Consider the following 16,175-nt stretch of genomic DNA (forward strand, 5'->3'; position numbering starts at 1 on the left):
ATAAGGCTTGGCAAGCGCCTAAATAAGCAACTTCTAAAGCATGCTGATAACGGCTATCGCCATTTAAATTTGTTAAAAATAATGCTGGGTTAACACTGCCCGACGCTTTTGCTTCGTTAATTGCTAATTTAGCAGCATCAAAATAACGACGCACGTCGTCGTAATCTCTATTTAACGGACCGGTTGGCGCAAGTACAACGCGCTTGTTTTCAATTACTAATAAAGTAACTTGCTTACCGATGCGAGAATCTACGTTTGCTTGAGCTAAAATAGCATCACGTAATGAGTTATTTGGTAACTGAGAAAAGTCATTACTAATAATAATAAGCGCATCATGAGATGTGCATTCAAGGCTTGCACTAACCGCTTGAGGGTATGCCATAAATAAGGTCCTGTTAGAAAACATAAGCCCCTATTATCGTCGATTTAAATATTGAAGACCAGCAAGGAGCGATGAGCTAATCACATAACCTATCAATAAATGGCAACTTGGAGTTACAGGCTTTACAGCTTAATCGAGAATACTAAGTTGGAAGTTTTGCTCTGGCTCGTTTTTAATGCCAACGCCTATGCCAAGTAATCTTACAGGCTGTTGTAGCCCACGCTGGTAGGCCTTAGTAAGTAGTTGAACAAATATTTCTGTGTTGAGCTCGTGGTATACCTGATCGGCAGAGGTCACTACAAAATTTGCAAACTTCACCTTAACACTCAATTTATTAATACGGTTTCGTAACTGCTGTTTATTAAGCCTTAAAACTAATTCGTCTAACAACCTTGGCAGCTCATCTAAGCACTCTTGCAAACTTGTTTTGTTGTACTCGTAGGTATGTTCAACACTCAGCGATTTTCTTATACGATCTGTGGATACTTTACCAACATACTCACCTGCACATTTTTGATAAAGCGACACACCAAAATTACCCACATGTTGCTGCATCCAGTTAACGCCTTTTTCACGTACATCCTTGCCGGTATATAAGCCTTTTAAATTTAGCTTTTCGAGCGTTACTTTGCCCACTCCTGGAATTTTCCCAAGCGGTAATTGCGCTAAAAAGTCATCGACCTCATCAGGCAAAACGACAAATTGACCATTCGGTTTATTTTCGTCACTGGCTATTTTGGCAATAAATTTAATCGGTGCAATACCAGCTGATGCAGTGAGCCCTGTAGTATTGTAAATATCGGCTCTTATTTGCTGTGCAATAAGTGTGGCACTGCCTTTACAAGCGGTGCTGTCTGTTACATCTAGGTAGGCTTCGTCTAAAGAAAGGGGTTCAATTAAGTCTGTATAGCGGCTAAATACTTCACGTATTTGGTTTGAAGCTTCTTTGTATACAGCCATGCGCCCTGGGACAATAACTAAATCGGGGCATAATTGTTTAGCATGATAGTTCGACATAGCCGAGCGCACACCATACTCTCTAGCTATATAGTTAGCGGTTGAGAGCACGCCTCGTCGGCTATTGCCTCCAATAGCAAGCGGTACACATGCAAGTTTTGGATTATCTCGCATCTCTACTGCTGCATAAAAGCAATCCATGTCTATGTGAATAAACTTCTTCATCACCACAATAATAACTGGTTATTTATACAGTCATTATTATAGAATAAAATGTGATATGCAAGCCTAGGGCCTGTTTATCTTTCGAGGTTAAATTTGCAGCAGTATGTTTGGTATTTAGGCAAGGCAGAGCCTATGTAGTGTGGTTATTCCCCATAAATAGGCGATAACGTAGCACAAATGCCAAACATATGCTGCCCGAAGGGTTCTGCCTAGGGGCAATTTACTCTTTGTTGCTCGGTTTTTACTTAGCCCACTAGGTCACAAACCTCGCGCCGCGATTAAATAGCCCCTAGATTGAACAAATTTTAATCCTGAAAGGTCAACAGGCCCTAGTTAACGATTAAAAAAAGTGTTTATTGTCCTCCGATCTCTTATAACCTCGTAGCCAATACATAACCTCAAATAAAAATCCTGCCAACATTAAAATGATAGCGCCAGATTCATTCCCCATCGCGTAACAGGTAAAAGAGGCTATAAAAACCAAACAAGCTAAGGACCAATTAATTATATTCTGCATATTATTACCTTTGTGTGTGTTTTTGTGTGTCTGTGTAATTTAACTGTAGACCTAAAATTAAACAGGTACAATCATCTTATAAAAAAAACATGCCATTAATTACCTTGAGCTCGTAACACCATGTTGATAATCTAAGTACTTTAAAATCAAGGGCCAATAAATAATGCAAACGTTTAAAGATCAGCACCCTATTCATACCGATATCACCGTAGCATGGGCTGATATGGATGCGCTACAACACGTAAATAATGTAGTGTATTTACGTTACTTTGAAATAGCCCGAATCGACTTTTTAAATAAAATAAATCTGTTCGACACAATAAGCCCAAACGGTGTGGGCCCAGTAATAAGCGAAAATAACGTTCGCTATAAACGCCCAGTAACTTTTCCCGACACACTCACTGTAGGCGTTACAATTACAGATCTTAAAACAGATCGCTTTACCATGAACTACACCGTTTATAGCCATGCACAAAAAGCAATAACGACTACGGGTGCATCTAAAGTTGTAATGTTTGATTTTACTACAGGGCAAAAAGCCCCAATCTCCGAGCCTCTTTTATCGGCTTTAATCAGCCATGCTCAAAACTAATTTAGTTAAGGAATTTTTATGCAATACAACCCACTAGGTAGCAGTGGCGTAAACGTATCTCGAGTGTGCCTAGGGAGTATGACTTGGGGTAAACAAAATACTCAAAGCGACGCTGATGAACAAATAGCCTACGCGCTAGAGCAAGGCGTAAACTTTATTGATACAGCCGAAATGTATGCTGTGCCTCCTTCGCCAAAGACCTATGGTAAAACCGAGGAGATTATTGGCGACTGGCTATCGCGTAATAAACAAAAACGCAGCGATGTGGTACTAGCTACAAAAATTGCAGGCAATGGATTATCGTGGGTACGTGATGGCGGCAATATTACTCGCCAAACAGTAATAGAAGCCGTGGATGATTCACTTAAGCGACTTCAAACAGACTACATTGATTTATATCAACTACATTGGCCAAACCGCTCTACCCCTCACTTTGGCAGACAATGGCCCGGCACTCTTAAATTTACCGACGTAAATACACAAGAGCAGCAAGCTAGTATGCTTGATATTCTAGAAGGCCTTAATGAATGTGTTAAAGCAGGTAAAATTAAACACTGCGGTTTATCTGACGATACGCCATGGGGTATAAGCCAGTTTTTAAGTTTGGCCAAAGAGCATAACTTACCGCGTATGGTATCTATTCAAAATGAGTTTAGCTTAGCGCACGCTAAAGACTGGCCGTATTTAATAGAACAATGTGTACACGAAGATATTGCCTACTTACCGTGGTCGCCTTTAGCAGCCGGTTTATTAACGGGTAAATATCTAAATGGAGCTCGCCCAGAAGGTTCTCGTTGGACCTTCATGCAGCGTAACGGTATTTTTAGAGATACACCCAATGCAGAGCAAGCCACTAAGCAGTATGTTGAGCTGGCTCATGCAAACAATATTACTCCAGCACAACTAGCCTTAGCATGGTGTAACCAAGTAGATGGCGTAACTTCTTCAATTATCGGGGCAACATCTATAGCTCAATTAAAGGAAGATATAGACGCATTTAGCATAACGCTAAACGACGAAATTCTTAGTGAGATTAACACCATATTTAGAAACCATCCGATGCCTTATTAAGCATGTATGAGTTAAAAGCAGCCTTGAATGAGGTTGCTTTTAAACTAAAATATTTGACCCTACTACAACCAACACTATACTTTTATTAAGTTTTCTTAATTCAACGAACACTTATCAATGCTGAAAAACGGATACTATGCATTTTGCTTATTAATTGTATTCAACGCGCACGCCGTTGAGCAAAAAGTACAACCTCTAGAAGAGATTATTTGGCTGCAAAGTTACACGCCCCCTTTTCATATAGCTAAAAGTGAAAGCGCACCACAAGGCGGTATTTGCGACAACCTAACCGAGCAACTCATCAGAACCATAACTGATGTAAAACATACCCGCTTAATTGTTCCTCAGCAGCGTATAAATAAATATTTAAATGAAGGAAAAAATGTATGTTTTCCGTGTGTTATTTATAAAAAAAATAATAACCAACAACTTAACTACTCAAATCCAACAACGGTATATCCCCCATTTTCAATTATCACGACTAAAGAGCTAAAGCCGCAATTAGAAGAAAAGCACGGCTCGCCTATTCACCTTATTAATTTATTAACCGACCCGCAATATGTATACGGGCAAGCGGCTGCACGTAAATTTACAACTAAAATTAATACAATTATTGAAAATACAAAACGAGATAAAGAGTCGTCGTTAAGTTGGAGTAGCGAAAATGAAAGTCAGGCTGTTATAGCACGCTTGAGTCACGGCTTTTTAGACTACTCAATTGATTACCCGTTTATGGCTGATTACTTTAATAAACAAGGGGAGTATACGTATATAGAAAGTGTGCCAATTGCAGAAAATGACATTCAATTTATAAGAGGAGCAATAGGCTGTGCGGCTAAAGCACCTAATAATTTTGCAGAGCAAGCCCTTAAAAAAATTAACCGCGCATTAAAAAATAATGTACTCCAATCGCCTGAGTATCAACAAAGTCAGCATAACTGGCTTAAAACCACCTTTACTGACTTTGATAAACACTACCAACAGCAAGTCGTTAACTTTTACTTACTTGCCACTGATGCTCAAGCAAACACTGATCATTAGCATAAAGCGCCACTGCAAAAATACTTTTAGCTGTTACCTCACCTACGCCCGACGGTGTACCTGTCATTATTACATCACCGTCTTCTAAGCTCATAAATTCACTAATTTCTTGTAAAATTGAGTCAGGGTTGTGCAGCATAAAATGAGTATCACCTCGCTGAATCACTTCATTATTAATTTTAAGTTCAAAAGTAAAGTGCTTCATTGCATCAGTTAGCGCTACAAAATCAGTTAAAATTACAGAGCCGTCGAACGCTTTAGCGCGCTCCCATGGAAGCCCTTTATTTTTTAATTTACTTTGCACAGTACGCTTAGTTAAATCAAGGCCGAGTCCAACACCTACAAATTTTTTATTTTTAACTACAAAACACAACTCGGTTTCATAATGTAGCGTATCGCCGTTGTGAGCTGCAAATAACGTATTAGTAATTGCGCTATTTGGCTTATTAAATAAAACCATTTGCTCTGGCGTTTCGTTATTTAGCTCTGCAATGTGTGCGGTATAATTACGCCCAACACACACTACTTTTGATGGTGTTAACTCTTCAGATACTAACTTTATTGAATGCATATAAATAATGTCTCAGTTATTGGGCCTGTTGACCTTTCAGAATTAAAATTTGTTCAATCTAGGAGCTATCGGGCAACGCATGTTCGGCATTTTTGCTTCGCTATCGCCTATTTATAGGAAATAACCATACTACACAAGCTCAGCCTTGCCTAAACACCAAACATACTGATGAATTCAACCTAAAAAGAGAAACAGTCCCTAGCTAATAAGCGTTTCAAGTAAGCTCAAATTAATAGGTTTAAGTAAAACTCGGTCAATATTTAAATCTTTTATTTCTCTTGGATCTGGCTCTGCGCCACTTACAATTACTAAACGTAGATCTGGATATCGTTCATTAATTTGCTGACCTAAGTCAACGCCACGACCATCAGGTAAATGCATATCTAACAATACCTTATTAAATTGCTGGTCGTGATTAAGTATTTGCAAACATTGTGCGCAGCTAGACGCAATGACGGTTTCAACGCCTAAACTTTCTAAAAGTAGTTGCGTAATTTGCGCTGCATCGTGATCGTCTTCCACAAGTAAAAAGCGCTGCTTTTTCTCGGTTAAGCCATTACTACAATTTATATCTTTAGCTTGCGGTGCATGCTCTGGCGCTACCAAGTAATCTTGCAAACATTGATATAAAGCCGCGCTATCAACAGGCTTTGGTATTACATCGTTAAAACCAAGTGCAGCAAGCTCTTCATGTATGCCTTTCATCGTAGCGGCAGTGAGCGCAATTATTGGGCCTTTATAGCCCATTTTTCTAAGCTCTATGGTAGCTTCCTTGCCGCCCATTACAGGCATATGAATATCAATAAAAATAATGTCGTAAGGCGCTTTATACGCATCTGCTATGCGTACTTTTTCAAGCGCTTGCTGGCCATGTTCGGCATAATCTACGCGCGCACCACAGGTACTGATCATATGACCAACTAGCATGCGTAAATCACGTAAATCATCAACTACTAATACTCGTCCGTGTACCTTACAAGGAGCTGATTTACTTTGTAATTGTGGTGCGCTACTAAAATTAAGCGTTTGGCGTTCTACTCCACTAATGTCACCCGGATAAACCGAAATAGTAAATGTAGAACCTTTGCCTATTTCAGAGTGCAAACTAATATCACCGTGCATACGCGCTAACAATTCAGCACATATTGCCAAACCTAAGCCTGCGCCACCTACAGAGCGTGATTCTACATCGGCTATTTGTTCAAAAGGCTTAAATATAAGTTCTTGTTTTTCAGGGGCAATGCCCATACCTGAATCTTTAATGCTAAAAAATAGCATTTCAGTGCCATCAACCCATTGCGTCCACGCATTAACAACAATTTCGCCTTTATCGGTAAATTTAACCGCATTATTTATTAGATTTATTAAAATTTGACGAACTCTTGTTGCATCCAGTCGTGCAACTAGAGGTAATGGCTGATGAGATTCAAAGCGCAACGTAAGACCCTTATCAAGCACCGATACGCGCATTAGCGTGTATACATCGGCAAGCATGCTATCAAGGTTAACTTCGCTTAGGGTAAGTTCCAGTTTATCGGCTGCTATTTTTGACAAATCGAGCACATCGTTTAACAAGCTCAATAAGTGTTTACCGTTTCGATAAATAACACCCAATTCATTTTCTGCTTGCTGACTAAAGTCGCTCTGCATTAACAGTTCGGTGTAACCTAAAATAGACGATAGAGGGGTACGTAACTCATGGCTCAAATGAGCTAAAAATCGATCTTTTGAACGATTTTCGGCTTCAGCTTTTAAGCGTTCAACTCGCTCACCTTCTACATCTTTACGCGCTAAAGCATAACGAATAGCACGCGCAAATCGGCTCGAACTCATTTCTGTTTTAATTAAGTAATCAACGGCGCCCGCATCAAGCGCAGCTGAGTCTAACTCATCATTAGATTGCCCCGTTAACATAATAATAGGACCGCTAAAGCCATTGGCAATTGCTTCTTTTAATACATCTAAACCATTCGATGCACCCAAGCGGTAATCAAGCAGGCAAATGTCGTGCTCATTTTTACTAAGCGTTGCAATTGCCTGCTCTGGAGAGCTTATCCATTGAATGTTAAACGTGTGTGAATCCAATTGGTCCAGATAGTCGCAGGTGAGTATGTAATCATCTTCATCGTCTTCTACAAGCAGCAACTGAGTCACTTTATCTAACATACAATCTCCATTAATCGTTAAATGTTGTCGGTAGCTCTACAAATTCTACCCAGTATTTTCCTAGCGTTTTCATCAAATCAACCAAACCATCAAACGTTACTGGTTTTGTAATGTAAGATGCAGCACCTAAGTTATACCCTTTAACCATGTCTTCTTCTTGTTTAGACGTAGTTAATATAACAACCGGAATTCCCTTTAAGTTAGGGTTTCCTTTTATAGCTTCAAGCGCTTCACGGCCATCCATTCTAGGCATATTTAAATCAAGTAATATAAGCCCTGGTCGTGGCGACACTGTTTTGTCTTCAAACTTACCTTTACGCTCTAAATACTCAAGCAACTCAACGCCATCTTCAACAAAGTGAAGCTCGTTAAGTACACGACTTTCAGCAAGGGCATCTTGTGTTAACAAACGATCATCTTCATCGTCGTCTGCCATTAAAATAGTAATCGGTTTTACTTTTGAATAGGGCATTTAAGCCTCTCCTTGCAATGTGAAAAGCTCAGCTTCCACAGGTAATTTTATAATAAAGGTTGCACCTTCACCGTCTTTACTTTGGGCTGTAATTGTTCCGCCGTGGCGCTCCACAATCCGCCTACATACAGAAAGGCCAATACCCGTGCCTTTATATTGTGAGCGTCCATGTAATCGCTGAAACGGTACAAATATTTTATCGGCATAGTCTTGTGAAAAACCAATACCGTTATCTTCTATGGTAATAACTTGAAAACTTAAATGAGTATTATGATCAGAGCTGAAAATATCTTCATCTTGATAACTGATTTTTATGTGCGGGCTTATATTTGGACGCCTAAATTTAACAGCGTTCGACAACAAGTTTAAAAACAGCTGCTGCATTTGGCTTTTATCAGCCTGAATAACTGGCAAATCCTCCACATCAATTTGTGCTTCAGACTCTTTTATTGCTATCTCTAAATCACTTAATATATCAGCTACAACTTCATTTAAATTCGTATCGTCAAAGTCTTTGCCACGCGTTGTAATACGCGAAAACTCTAATAAGTCGTTTATTAGGTTAGACATACGCTGCGCTGCATTTTTCATGCGCCCAATGTAATCCATCCCCTTTTCACCTAGCTCATCTTTAAACATAGTTTCGAGACGGTCACTAAAGGCTTGGATTTTTCTAAGAGGTTCTTGTAAGTCATGACTTGCTACAAAAGCAAACTCTTCAAGCTCTCGGTTACTTCGGCTCAATTCATCTGAATATAATGTTAGCTCTTGTGTCCGCTCAGAAACCTTAATTGCTAATGTTTCGTTTTGTTTTTCAAGCTCAAAACGATATTGTGCTGCATTTCTTAAATTAAGGCGCGTCATAATAAACATACCAATAATCAGCAACCCACTGGTTATTGCTGTTATAGCGAATGTAATTTTAGCCTCATTTTTAATCTGTGCTAATTTAGAAAAATGGCTTACTTTAAAGAGTAATTCACGGTCTTGAATTTCATTAACATACTCTCTAATTTGCTTATAAAGCTTTCTTCCTTTATGTGTATTTAATACATACATCGCACGTCTTTCTTTGTCATCTAGCGCAAGGTTTACAGTTTGTTTTAATTCTTTAATTTTACTATCTACAAGAACTAACAACTGGGCTATACGCTCAGCTTGACCGTCAATCTCAGAGTGAAGCGACTTGACATGATCTGTTTGCGCCTCAATTTGCCCAATAGCGTCATAATAAGGCGCTAAATAGTCAGCCTCTTCTGTCAATAAATAACCACGCTGCCCAGACTCAGCCTGCACTATGGATAGATGCAGCTTTTCAATTGCTGTGGTTAGCATGCTAGTGTTGTCTAAACTTTTTTGGGTTTGTGTTAAGCCTTGAATCGTATTCAATGCTAAAAATGCGTTGCCCACAATAATACCTAGCACAACCACCATAAATGTTGCCCACGTAATATTAGCCTTACCTTGCTGTTTTTTCTTGCTCATTTAGCTTCCCGAATTAAAGTTTATACAACACTTAATACTTATTGAGAGTCTGATATTTTTTGCAAACTTTCGCTGCACTGTTGGCAATTATTGATAATTTTATCAAGTGCATCTAACGCTTTTTCTTTTGGCATATCGTTTTCAAGTACCAATTTAATCAGCTCAGCATTCATCGAAATACGATTTAGCGGCCCTCTTGCATCGTGTACTAATTTATTGAGTTGCTCTATTTGGTTATCGGATGTCATGCCCTTCCTCAAATCTATTTATATTCGCCAATACCGCCATATGCATTAAGGCGGTTATAAAGTGTTTTAGTACTAATACCCAGCATTTGTGCAGCAAGCGTTTTATTACCTTGCACCTTATCAAGCGTTGCATGAATAAGTTCTTTTTCAACTTCTTCAATTGTTTGCCCTGCTGATACAGGCTTTTCGGCAGCTTGATTATTAACGCGCGAAAAAGGTGACTCTAAGTTATCAGGTAAAATAATGTCGCTGGTTTGTGGGTCGCTCATAATAAATGCACGGTGTATAGCATGGCGGAGCTCTCGCACATTACCCGGCCATTCATAGCTTTGCAGCTCTTTGAGCTGTACGGCAGTCCAACTAAAGGCAGTGCCGTTTTCGTCATTAAGTTGATCTAAAAAGGCTTTTGCTAATAACGGTACATCTTCTTTTCTATCGCGAAGTGGCGGTATATCAATAGGAAAAACAGCCAACCTAAAGTAAATATCTTCACGAATAACATTATTTTGTGCTAAATCGGTAAGCGAGCGGTTAGTGGCTGAAATAACACGGCAATTGGTTGGTATTTCTCTGTTACCACCTACGCGTGTTACCTTTTTAGTTTCAAGCACTCGCAGTAAATTTGGCTGCATATCAATTGGCATTTCAGTTACTTCATCTAAAAACAAAGTACCGTTATTTGATTGCTCAAATACACCTTCTTTACGTGCAATTGCGCCTGTAAATGCGCCTTTTTCGTGGCCAAATAACTCACTACCAATTAACTCTTTTGAAAGTGCGCCACAGTTGCTAGCAACTAATGGCCCTTCGCACTGGCTTGCGTTATGAATAGCTTGAGCCACTACTTCTTTACCTGCACCACTTTCACCCATAAGCATCACGTTAGCATTTGTTTTAGCTACGCGTTCAATCATGTTGTAAAGCTTTTGCATTGGCTCAGATTCACCAATTAAACCGCCAAAGTGGCGTACAATACCGCTCGACTTTGCTTTTTTGACTGCTTTTTTAGGGTCATTTAAAACGAGTTCTAAATCTTCACGTTGTAATGGTTTTAATAAATGCCCTACATTTGGCTCACACATATCAGCTAAAATACCTTTAACTGAAGGATGGCCCGAAATAAGTGTAATTTTTGGAGATTGCCCAATCGTTTTTAAGTGATCAAGTAAGTGCAAACCGCTACCATCAGGCAGCATAAAATCAAGCAGCACATGATCAAAGGTATTATTTTCAAACCATTGATGTGCTTCTTTTAAACTGGTAGCTGTGCTTATATTGTGGCCGAGGAATTCGACTATGTGGCAAACAACGTCACTAAATTCAACGTCGTCATCTACTAAAAGTATGTCTAACATGATAAATCCCTATGCTTTTTTCTTATTCTACGCATCCTAGATATTAATTTAAAGGTGCGCCCAGAATCTAATTTTTAAAATAAACTTAAGCGACTAAATGCTATTAATGTTACCAACCTAATATTTACGTATGCTGAAAAAAATCGATCACAAATTATGATTAATAATTAAAATCGTTTCTATTTATACAATGGTAGCAACTATTATTATTAAGAACCTAAAAAAGGAGACGAAATGCAGCAATTAAAAACCTTAATACATTCAGGTATTAATATTGACCAAGGTACTCAATTTACACGCTTAACAGCTCGCGCCATTGTAATTAAAAATAATAAAATACTTTTAATGTATACAAACCGTTATGAAGACTACAGCCTACCCGGCGGTGGAGTAGATGACGGCGAAAGTATTGAACAAGGCTTAATTCGCGAACTAAGCGAGGAAACCGGTGCACAACAAATAAGTGTAGTTAAAGCTTTTGGACTCTATGAAGAGTATCGCCCTTGGTATAAAGACGATTTTGATATTATTCATATTAAATCGTATTGCTTTGTATGTAGTATTGCCGACGAGTTTGGCAAAGCGCAGTTAGAGCATTACGAACAGCAAAATGGCATGACTGCTAAATGGGTTGATATAAACGACGCAATTGCACATAACGAACGCACGCTAGCTAACAGCGAAAAGCAAGGGTTATCGCTCCTTCGTGAAACCTATTTACTCAAAAAGATTGCTAAGCAACTTTTTTAATTACGATTCACGATTAATTACTTATATGCCCCTTACCCTGCGTAGCTAACATCAGTTCAACTATTTACAGCTACGCATTTATACAGACCATTTTTGCATTAATATTTGTGTAATCTGAGCCGCGCTAATGCTCTCTCTTGGAATGTATTTTTGACCACACCACAAAGGCGAAAAACTACTATCACCAAGCGATTCAGCTCGACTTTTTAATGCCGTTATAGCAATACTTGCATAAGGAAATGGTGGCACATGTGCAGGCATTGCACCAAGCTCTTGCATAACGCGATTACAAACTCCTCTCGCAGCGCGACCTGAAAACAACGTAGTAAGCACGGTGCTATCTTTTTGTTGAGCTAAAATAGCATCACGATGAAGCATTGACGTAGTCGCCTCATTACAGAGTAAATACGCACTCCCAACTTGTACGCCTGATGCGCCTAATGTTTGTATATGTGCTACATCATCCTCAGTTGCAATCCCACCAGCAGCAATTATAGGAACTGATAGGTGCGCAACACATTCTTGCACTAGTTCAGTCGTGCTTTTATGCAAACTTAAATCCATAGATAAAAAATGACCACGGTGTCCGCCCGCTTCTAAGCCTTGAGCAATAACAGCATCAGCACCATTATCAGCAAGCCATTTAGCTTCCTCAAAGGTTGTTGCGGTAGAAATGACTTTTGCCCCCCAACTTTTAATTTGTTCAAGCAAAGAAGGCGCAGGTAAACCAAAATGAAAACTTACCACTGCAGGTTTATAAGGCGCAATAATATCGATAACACTTTGATTTATTGGCTGTCGAGAAGCTTCGTCCACTAAGCTACTTTCAGCAATAGCATATTCATTAAAATAAGGGGCTAATAATGAATGCCATTGTTGTTTTTGCAGTTTGGTATATTGCAAAGTTGAATGGCAAAAAAAGTTAAGATTATAAGGCTTACTGGTTGAGCGGCTAAGTAACTCTAGCTGTTCGATAAGCTGCTGATTAGAGAGCATCGCACATGGTAATGAGCCAAGCCCACCTGCTTCACAAACACTCGCAGCTAAGCTGGCATCTTGCACACCTGCCATGGGCGCTTGTATTAGCGCAACTGAAATATCAAAAAGTGTCCGTATCATTTTATTCTCCATGTAATTTTTTCTGCAACTTGCATTATTTACAGAACATATCAGAAAACTAACTAAATAAAAAATCAGCACACTCACAAATAAAAAACAAAAACCAACAAATAACAATAGGTTCAGTTTAATTTTATATCTTTAAATAGTTGGCGTTCGGTTTGCAATATTACCTATACATAATTTGTAAGGAGATAGAAATGAGTAACACAGTTAAAACGATTAATCCCGCAACTGAGCAAACCATTGAAACCTATACACTACTTTCTCAAAAGGAAGCAGAACAGGTAATCGAAAAATCTCACGAAACATATTTAAAATGGCGATTAACGTCATTCACTGAACGTGCAAAATACCTTAATAAGTTAGCCTCACTCTTTGAAGATCAAAAAGAAGCTATTGCAAAACTCATGACCGAAGAAATGGGTAAAGTTTACGAGCAAGGCTTTCAAGAAGTTGAACTATGTGCAGGAATTTGTCGTTATACAGCCGAACAAGGCCCAGAAGTACTTGCTGACGAAGAACGTGATATGGACGGCGGCCGCGCAATTATCAGCTACCAACCAACAGGTGTATTATTAGGTATTCAACCGTGGAACTTTCCGCTTTATCAGGTAATTCGCTACAGTGCAGCTAACATCATGGCGGGTAACACAACCGTATTAAAACATGCTGGTAATGTATTTGGCATGGCTGAAAAAATAGAAGAGCTATTTAAACAAGCTGGTTTCCCAGAGTATTGCTTTAACAATCTACTTATCGACGGCAAAACAGCCAGTTCTTTAATTTCGCACAAAGCAATTAGCGGCGTAACCTTTACCGGTAGTGATGCGACAGGTAAAAAAGTAGCAGAAGAAGCAGGTAAACACGTTAAGAAAACAGTGTTAGAGCTTGGTAGTAACGACGCTTACTTAGTACTTAATGACGCAGACCTAGAGCTTGCAGTTAAAACCTGTGTAACCGGGCGCATGATCAATAACGGTGAAACGTGTGTTTCAGCTAAACGTTTTGTTGTTGTAGAGTCACTTTACGATGACTTTAAAGCGCAAATTAAAGAGCAATTTGAAGCCATGAAAATGGGCGACCCAATGGCTGACNTCGTGAAGATTTACGCGACGGCATTCACGACCAAGTAATGGAATCAGTTAAAGCAGGTGCAAACATAGTAACGGGCGGCGAAATACCTTCGCAAACAGGCTATTACTACCCACCTACTCTACTAGATAACTTAGCCCCTGGTATGCCAGCCTATGACGACGAATTATTTGGCCCAGTAGCTTCACTTATTAAAGCCAAAGACAACGACGATGCAATGCGCATCGCTAACGACTCTCGCTACGGTTTAGGCGGCGGTATTTTCTCTAAAGATGAGAAAAAAGCCATTGAGCTTGCTAAAAAGTACTTTGACACAGGCATGATCAATATTAACGGCTACGGTTTAGCACAACCTAACCTACCGTTTGGTGGTGTTAAGGAAAGTGGCTACGGCCGAGAGCACGGCGGCTTTGGTATGCGCGAATTTGTGAATATCAAATGTATTATGATCAATAGCTAATTTAGCTTTAAATACTAATACATTAGAAAACCTAAAAGTGGGTAACCGCTTTTAGGTTTTTTAACTTTAAAATTAGATTAAAGAAGAGCTTAGTCTCTACTAAGTTCAAACCGCAAAGTAACTACACAGTAATAACTGTAAATGAGCAGTTTACTTTTTAATCATTATCAACATAAAAGAATAATATAATAAATTCAGAGGCACTAATTGCAGCTAGCTGCATTATCAGCAAAAACATAATACCAATCCCAGCCTGAGGGTCAGGTTCAATACCAAAGACAAGTACTGGCGCTAAAGTAATAGTACATAATGCAGCTATAATTCTAATAAAAATGAGCCGTTTATTTTTATAGTTTTTAGTGTTAGCTAAAAAATATAGAAGCAAATAAGGCAACAGCATAAACGCAAAGCCAATTTCAGTTGGCATCCAGTACTTAATAGCAACAGCAACTAAAGATAAAACAGCAAGCGCCTTAACTGGGTAGTACATTTTTTTATAATTCACATGCTTTCCTTTGCACGTAGTGCTTTATTAGCACCAAATAAAATATTGCCGAACAATATAAAAACTTTAATTATGCAATGCAATCTATTTCACTAGACTTAACCTGACAGGCAACAATGAGTGATAACCGGACACTGAAAAAAGTTAAATTTATTCCTGTGTTTCGAGTAGAAATCTAATTTTGTCCAATAACATTATTAAACGCCGCTTTGGGGCAAAATAAGATCCTTAATTCCTAGCTGTTTTAATTACTTGTTTACAAAGGTAATTATTGGTGAAATTATCATGGTATTTAATATACGCCATTTTGGTGTGTTATAAACCACCAAAATGGTGTTCAATAAGCTGTTAGTTGTATAAGGATGTATCATCATGAATTGGCTCGCCGCATTTAGTCGGCTTTTCTTACTTTTAGATAAAAAAGACACACCTGCGTATCATAGTGGTGGTGACTTCATTAAAGTTATTCAGCAGTATGACCAAGGACAGCCTGGTTATTCTCTATATATCAAAGAAAGAAACAATCGAGGTCTCAGTACTTCTAGAAAAGACTTTTATTGGGATATTTTAGACGGTTTAGATGACTCTGTTAGATTAGAGGTATTTAGAACGTTTATAGATATTATTTCTCCTCATTTCCCTATTGAAACTGATGAGCTCAAATCATATCTTTTTGGTTATGGTAATCCTGTGCCTCAAGCGGTGTTGCCTCAAGATAACTGGAATTCTGAAAAGTTAAATACCCTCCTAAAAAAAATAGATAGTGTTATTGACCAGAAAAATTATAATCACTCGATGACATTATCGTATACGTGCCTAGAGGGTTTATATAAAGCTTATGTGCACAAGCATTTACCGCAAAGCTCTCACTTAAGTGAATTAATTCCTTTATCAAAAGTTGTGCGAGATGATATCACTGTAAAACTAAATGCGATTGGTCCATTTCCTCAGAATATGGTTACAAGCATATCAACGCTTACAAGTGCCATTGGCAACTCAAGAAATGGTTTTAGTGATTCACATTTTGATAATGAGTCCAATAAATGGCTAGCAAGTTATAGCCGAGATTTAGTGAACTCAATTGGGAGGTTAATCTTACACTTCCTATAAAATACAACCATACAAGTGACTAAGGTTATGAGTGTCCGCAATTGGCACTTTCTA

Annotated in this window: 14 protein-coding genes and 2 pseudogenes (1 of these 16 cut by a window edge); 6 read left to right on the forward strand and 10 right to left on the reverse strand. The window is 38.7% G+C overall.

From position 1 onward, the window contains the following. Nucleotides 1-382 (reverse strand): annotated as a pseudogene (locus L652_RS0108830) (leucyl aminopeptidase family protein); it reaches 1,148 nt to the left of the window's first position. Between the two features lie 129 nt (nucleotides 383-511). Further along, on the reverse strand, nucleotides 512-1,564 hold the full coding sequence (gene dinB, locus L652_RS0108835) for a DNA polymerase IV (RefSeq protein WP_033013346.1): 1,053 nt from the start codon (nucleotides 1,562-1,564) through the stop codon (nucleotides 512-514). A gap of 680 nt (nucleotides 1,565-2,244) precedes the next feature. Between dinB and L652_RS0108845 the strand changes: the two genes are divergently transcribed. The 3 genes from L652_RS0108845 to L652_RS0108855 all read left to right on the forward strand — a co-directional run bounded on the left by L652_RS0108845 (nucleotide 2,245) and on the right by L652_RS0108855 (nucleotide 4,785). Then, a complete protein-coding gene (locus L652_RS0108845; protein WP_002958095.1) occupies nucleotides 2,245-2,673 on the forward strand; it encodes a thioesterase family protein in 429 nt (142 codons plus the stop codon). An 18-nt stretch (nucleotides 2,674-2,691) separates the two neighbouring features. Beyond that, nucleotides 2,692-3,744 carry an aldo/keto reductase gene (locus L652_RS0108850; protein ID WP_024597251.1) on the forward strand — a complete coding sequence of 351 codons (1,053 nt, stop codon included), beginning with the start codon at nucleotides 2,692-2,694 and terminating at the stop codon, nucleotides 3,742-3,744. A 117-nt stretch (nucleotides 3,745-3,861) separates the two neighbouring features. After that, complete coding sequence (locus tag L652_RS0108855) at nucleotides 3,862-4,785, forward strand: ABC transporter substrate-binding protein (protein ID WP_024597250.1); 924 nt, start codon at nucleotides 3,862-3,864, stop codon at nucleotides 4,783-4,785. Here L652_RS0108855 and L652_RS0108860 read toward each other — a convergent pair. The 6 genes from L652_RS0108860 to L652_RS0108885 all read right to left on the reverse strand — a co-directional run bounded on the left by L652_RS0108860 (nucleotide 4,736) and on the right by L652_RS0108885 (nucleotide 11,082). Further along, entirely contained in the window at nucleotides 4,736-5,356 is a 621-nt protein-coding gene (locus tag L652_RS0108860) for a fumarylacetoacetate hydrolase family protein (RefSeq protein WP_024597249.1), read from the reverse strand. The two genes, L652_RS0108855 and L652_RS0108860, sit on opposite strands and share 50 nt — an antisense overlap. A 198-nt stretch (nucleotides 5,357-5,554) precedes the next feature. Then, entirely contained in the window at nucleotides 5,555-7,522 is a 1,968-nt protein-coding gene (locus L652_RS0108865; RefSeq protein ID WP_024597248.1) for a hybrid sensor histidine kinase/response regulator, read from the reverse strand. A 10-nt stretch (nucleotides 7,523-7,532) separates the two neighbouring features. Then, on the reverse strand, nucleotides 7,533-7,994 hold the full coding sequence (locus L652_RS0108870; protein ID WP_002958089.1) for a response regulator: 462 nt from the start codon (nucleotides 7,992-7,994) through the stop codon (nucleotides 7,533-7,535). Then, entirely contained in the window at nucleotides 7,995-9,479 is a 1,485-nt protein-coding gene (locus L652_RS0108875; protein WP_024597247.1) for a sensor histidine kinase, read from the reverse strand. A gap of 38 nt (nucleotides 9,480-9,517) precedes the next feature. After that, on the reverse strand, nucleotides 9,518-9,727 hold the full coding sequence (locus L652_RS0108880) for a hypothetical protein (RefSeq protein ID WP_024597246.1): 210 nt from the start codon (nucleotides 9,725-9,727) through the stop codon (nucleotides 9,518-9,520). A 14-nt stretch (nucleotides 9,728-9,741) separates the two neighbouring features. Continuing rightward, nucleotides 9,742-11,082: a sigma-54 dependent transcriptional regulator gene (locus L652_RS0108885; RefSeq protein WP_024597245.1), complete on the reverse strand. Its 1,341-nt coding sequence runs from the start codon at nucleotides 11,080-11,082 to the stop codon at nucleotides 9,742-9,744. A 234-nt stretch (nucleotides 11,083-11,316) separates the two neighbouring features. Here L652_RS0108885 and L652_RS0108890 point away from each other — a divergent pair, with 234 nt between their 5' ends. After that, nucleotides 11,317-11,832, forward strand: a complete 516-nt coding sequence (locus L652_RS0108890; protein WP_024597244.1) for an NUDIX hydrolase — start codon at nucleotides 11,317-11,319, stop codon at nucleotides 11,830-11,832. A gap of 78 nt (nucleotides 11,833-11,910) precedes the next feature. Here L652_RS0108890 and L652_RS0108895 read toward each other — a convergent pair whose 3' ends face one another. Continuing rightward, nucleotides 11,911-12,951 carry a nitronate monooxygenase gene (locus L652_RS0108895; protein ID WP_024597243.1) on the reverse strand — a complete coding sequence of 347 codons (1,041 nt, stop codon included), beginning with the start codon at nucleotides 12,949-12,951 and terminating at the stop codon, nucleotides 11,911-11,913. Nucleotides 12,952-13,151: 200 nt separating this feature from the next. Between L652_RS0108895 and L652_RS01000000123545 the strand changes: the two are divergent. After that, a pseudogene (locus tag L652_RS01000000123545) lies at nucleotides 13,152-14,506 on the forward strand (NAD-dependent succinate-semialdehyde dehydrogenase). A gap of 157 nt (nucleotides 14,507-14,663) precedes the next feature. Here L652_RS01000000123545 and L652_RS0108905 read toward each other — a convergent pair. Further along, complete coding sequence (locus L652_RS0108905; protein WP_024594863.1) at nucleotides 14,664-15,011, reverse strand: hypothetical protein; 348 nt, start codon at nucleotides 15,009-15,011, stop codon at nucleotides 14,664-14,666. Between the two features lie 372 nt (nucleotides 15,012-15,383). On the opposite strand from L652_RS0108905, the gene L652_RS0108910 reads away from it, so the two are divergent. Then, a complete protein-coding gene (locus L652_RS0108910; protein WP_024594862.1) occupies nucleotides 15,384-16,121 on the forward strand; it encodes a hypothetical protein in 738 nt (245 codons plus the stop codon). Nucleotides 16,122-16,175: the final 54 nt, after the last annotated feature.

It is taken from the genome of Pseudoalteromonas sp. TB25 (assembly GCF_000497995.1).
GTDB lineage: Bacteria > Pseudomonadota > Gammaproteobacteria > Enterobacterales > Alteromonadaceae > Pseudoalteromonas > Pseudoalteromonas distincta.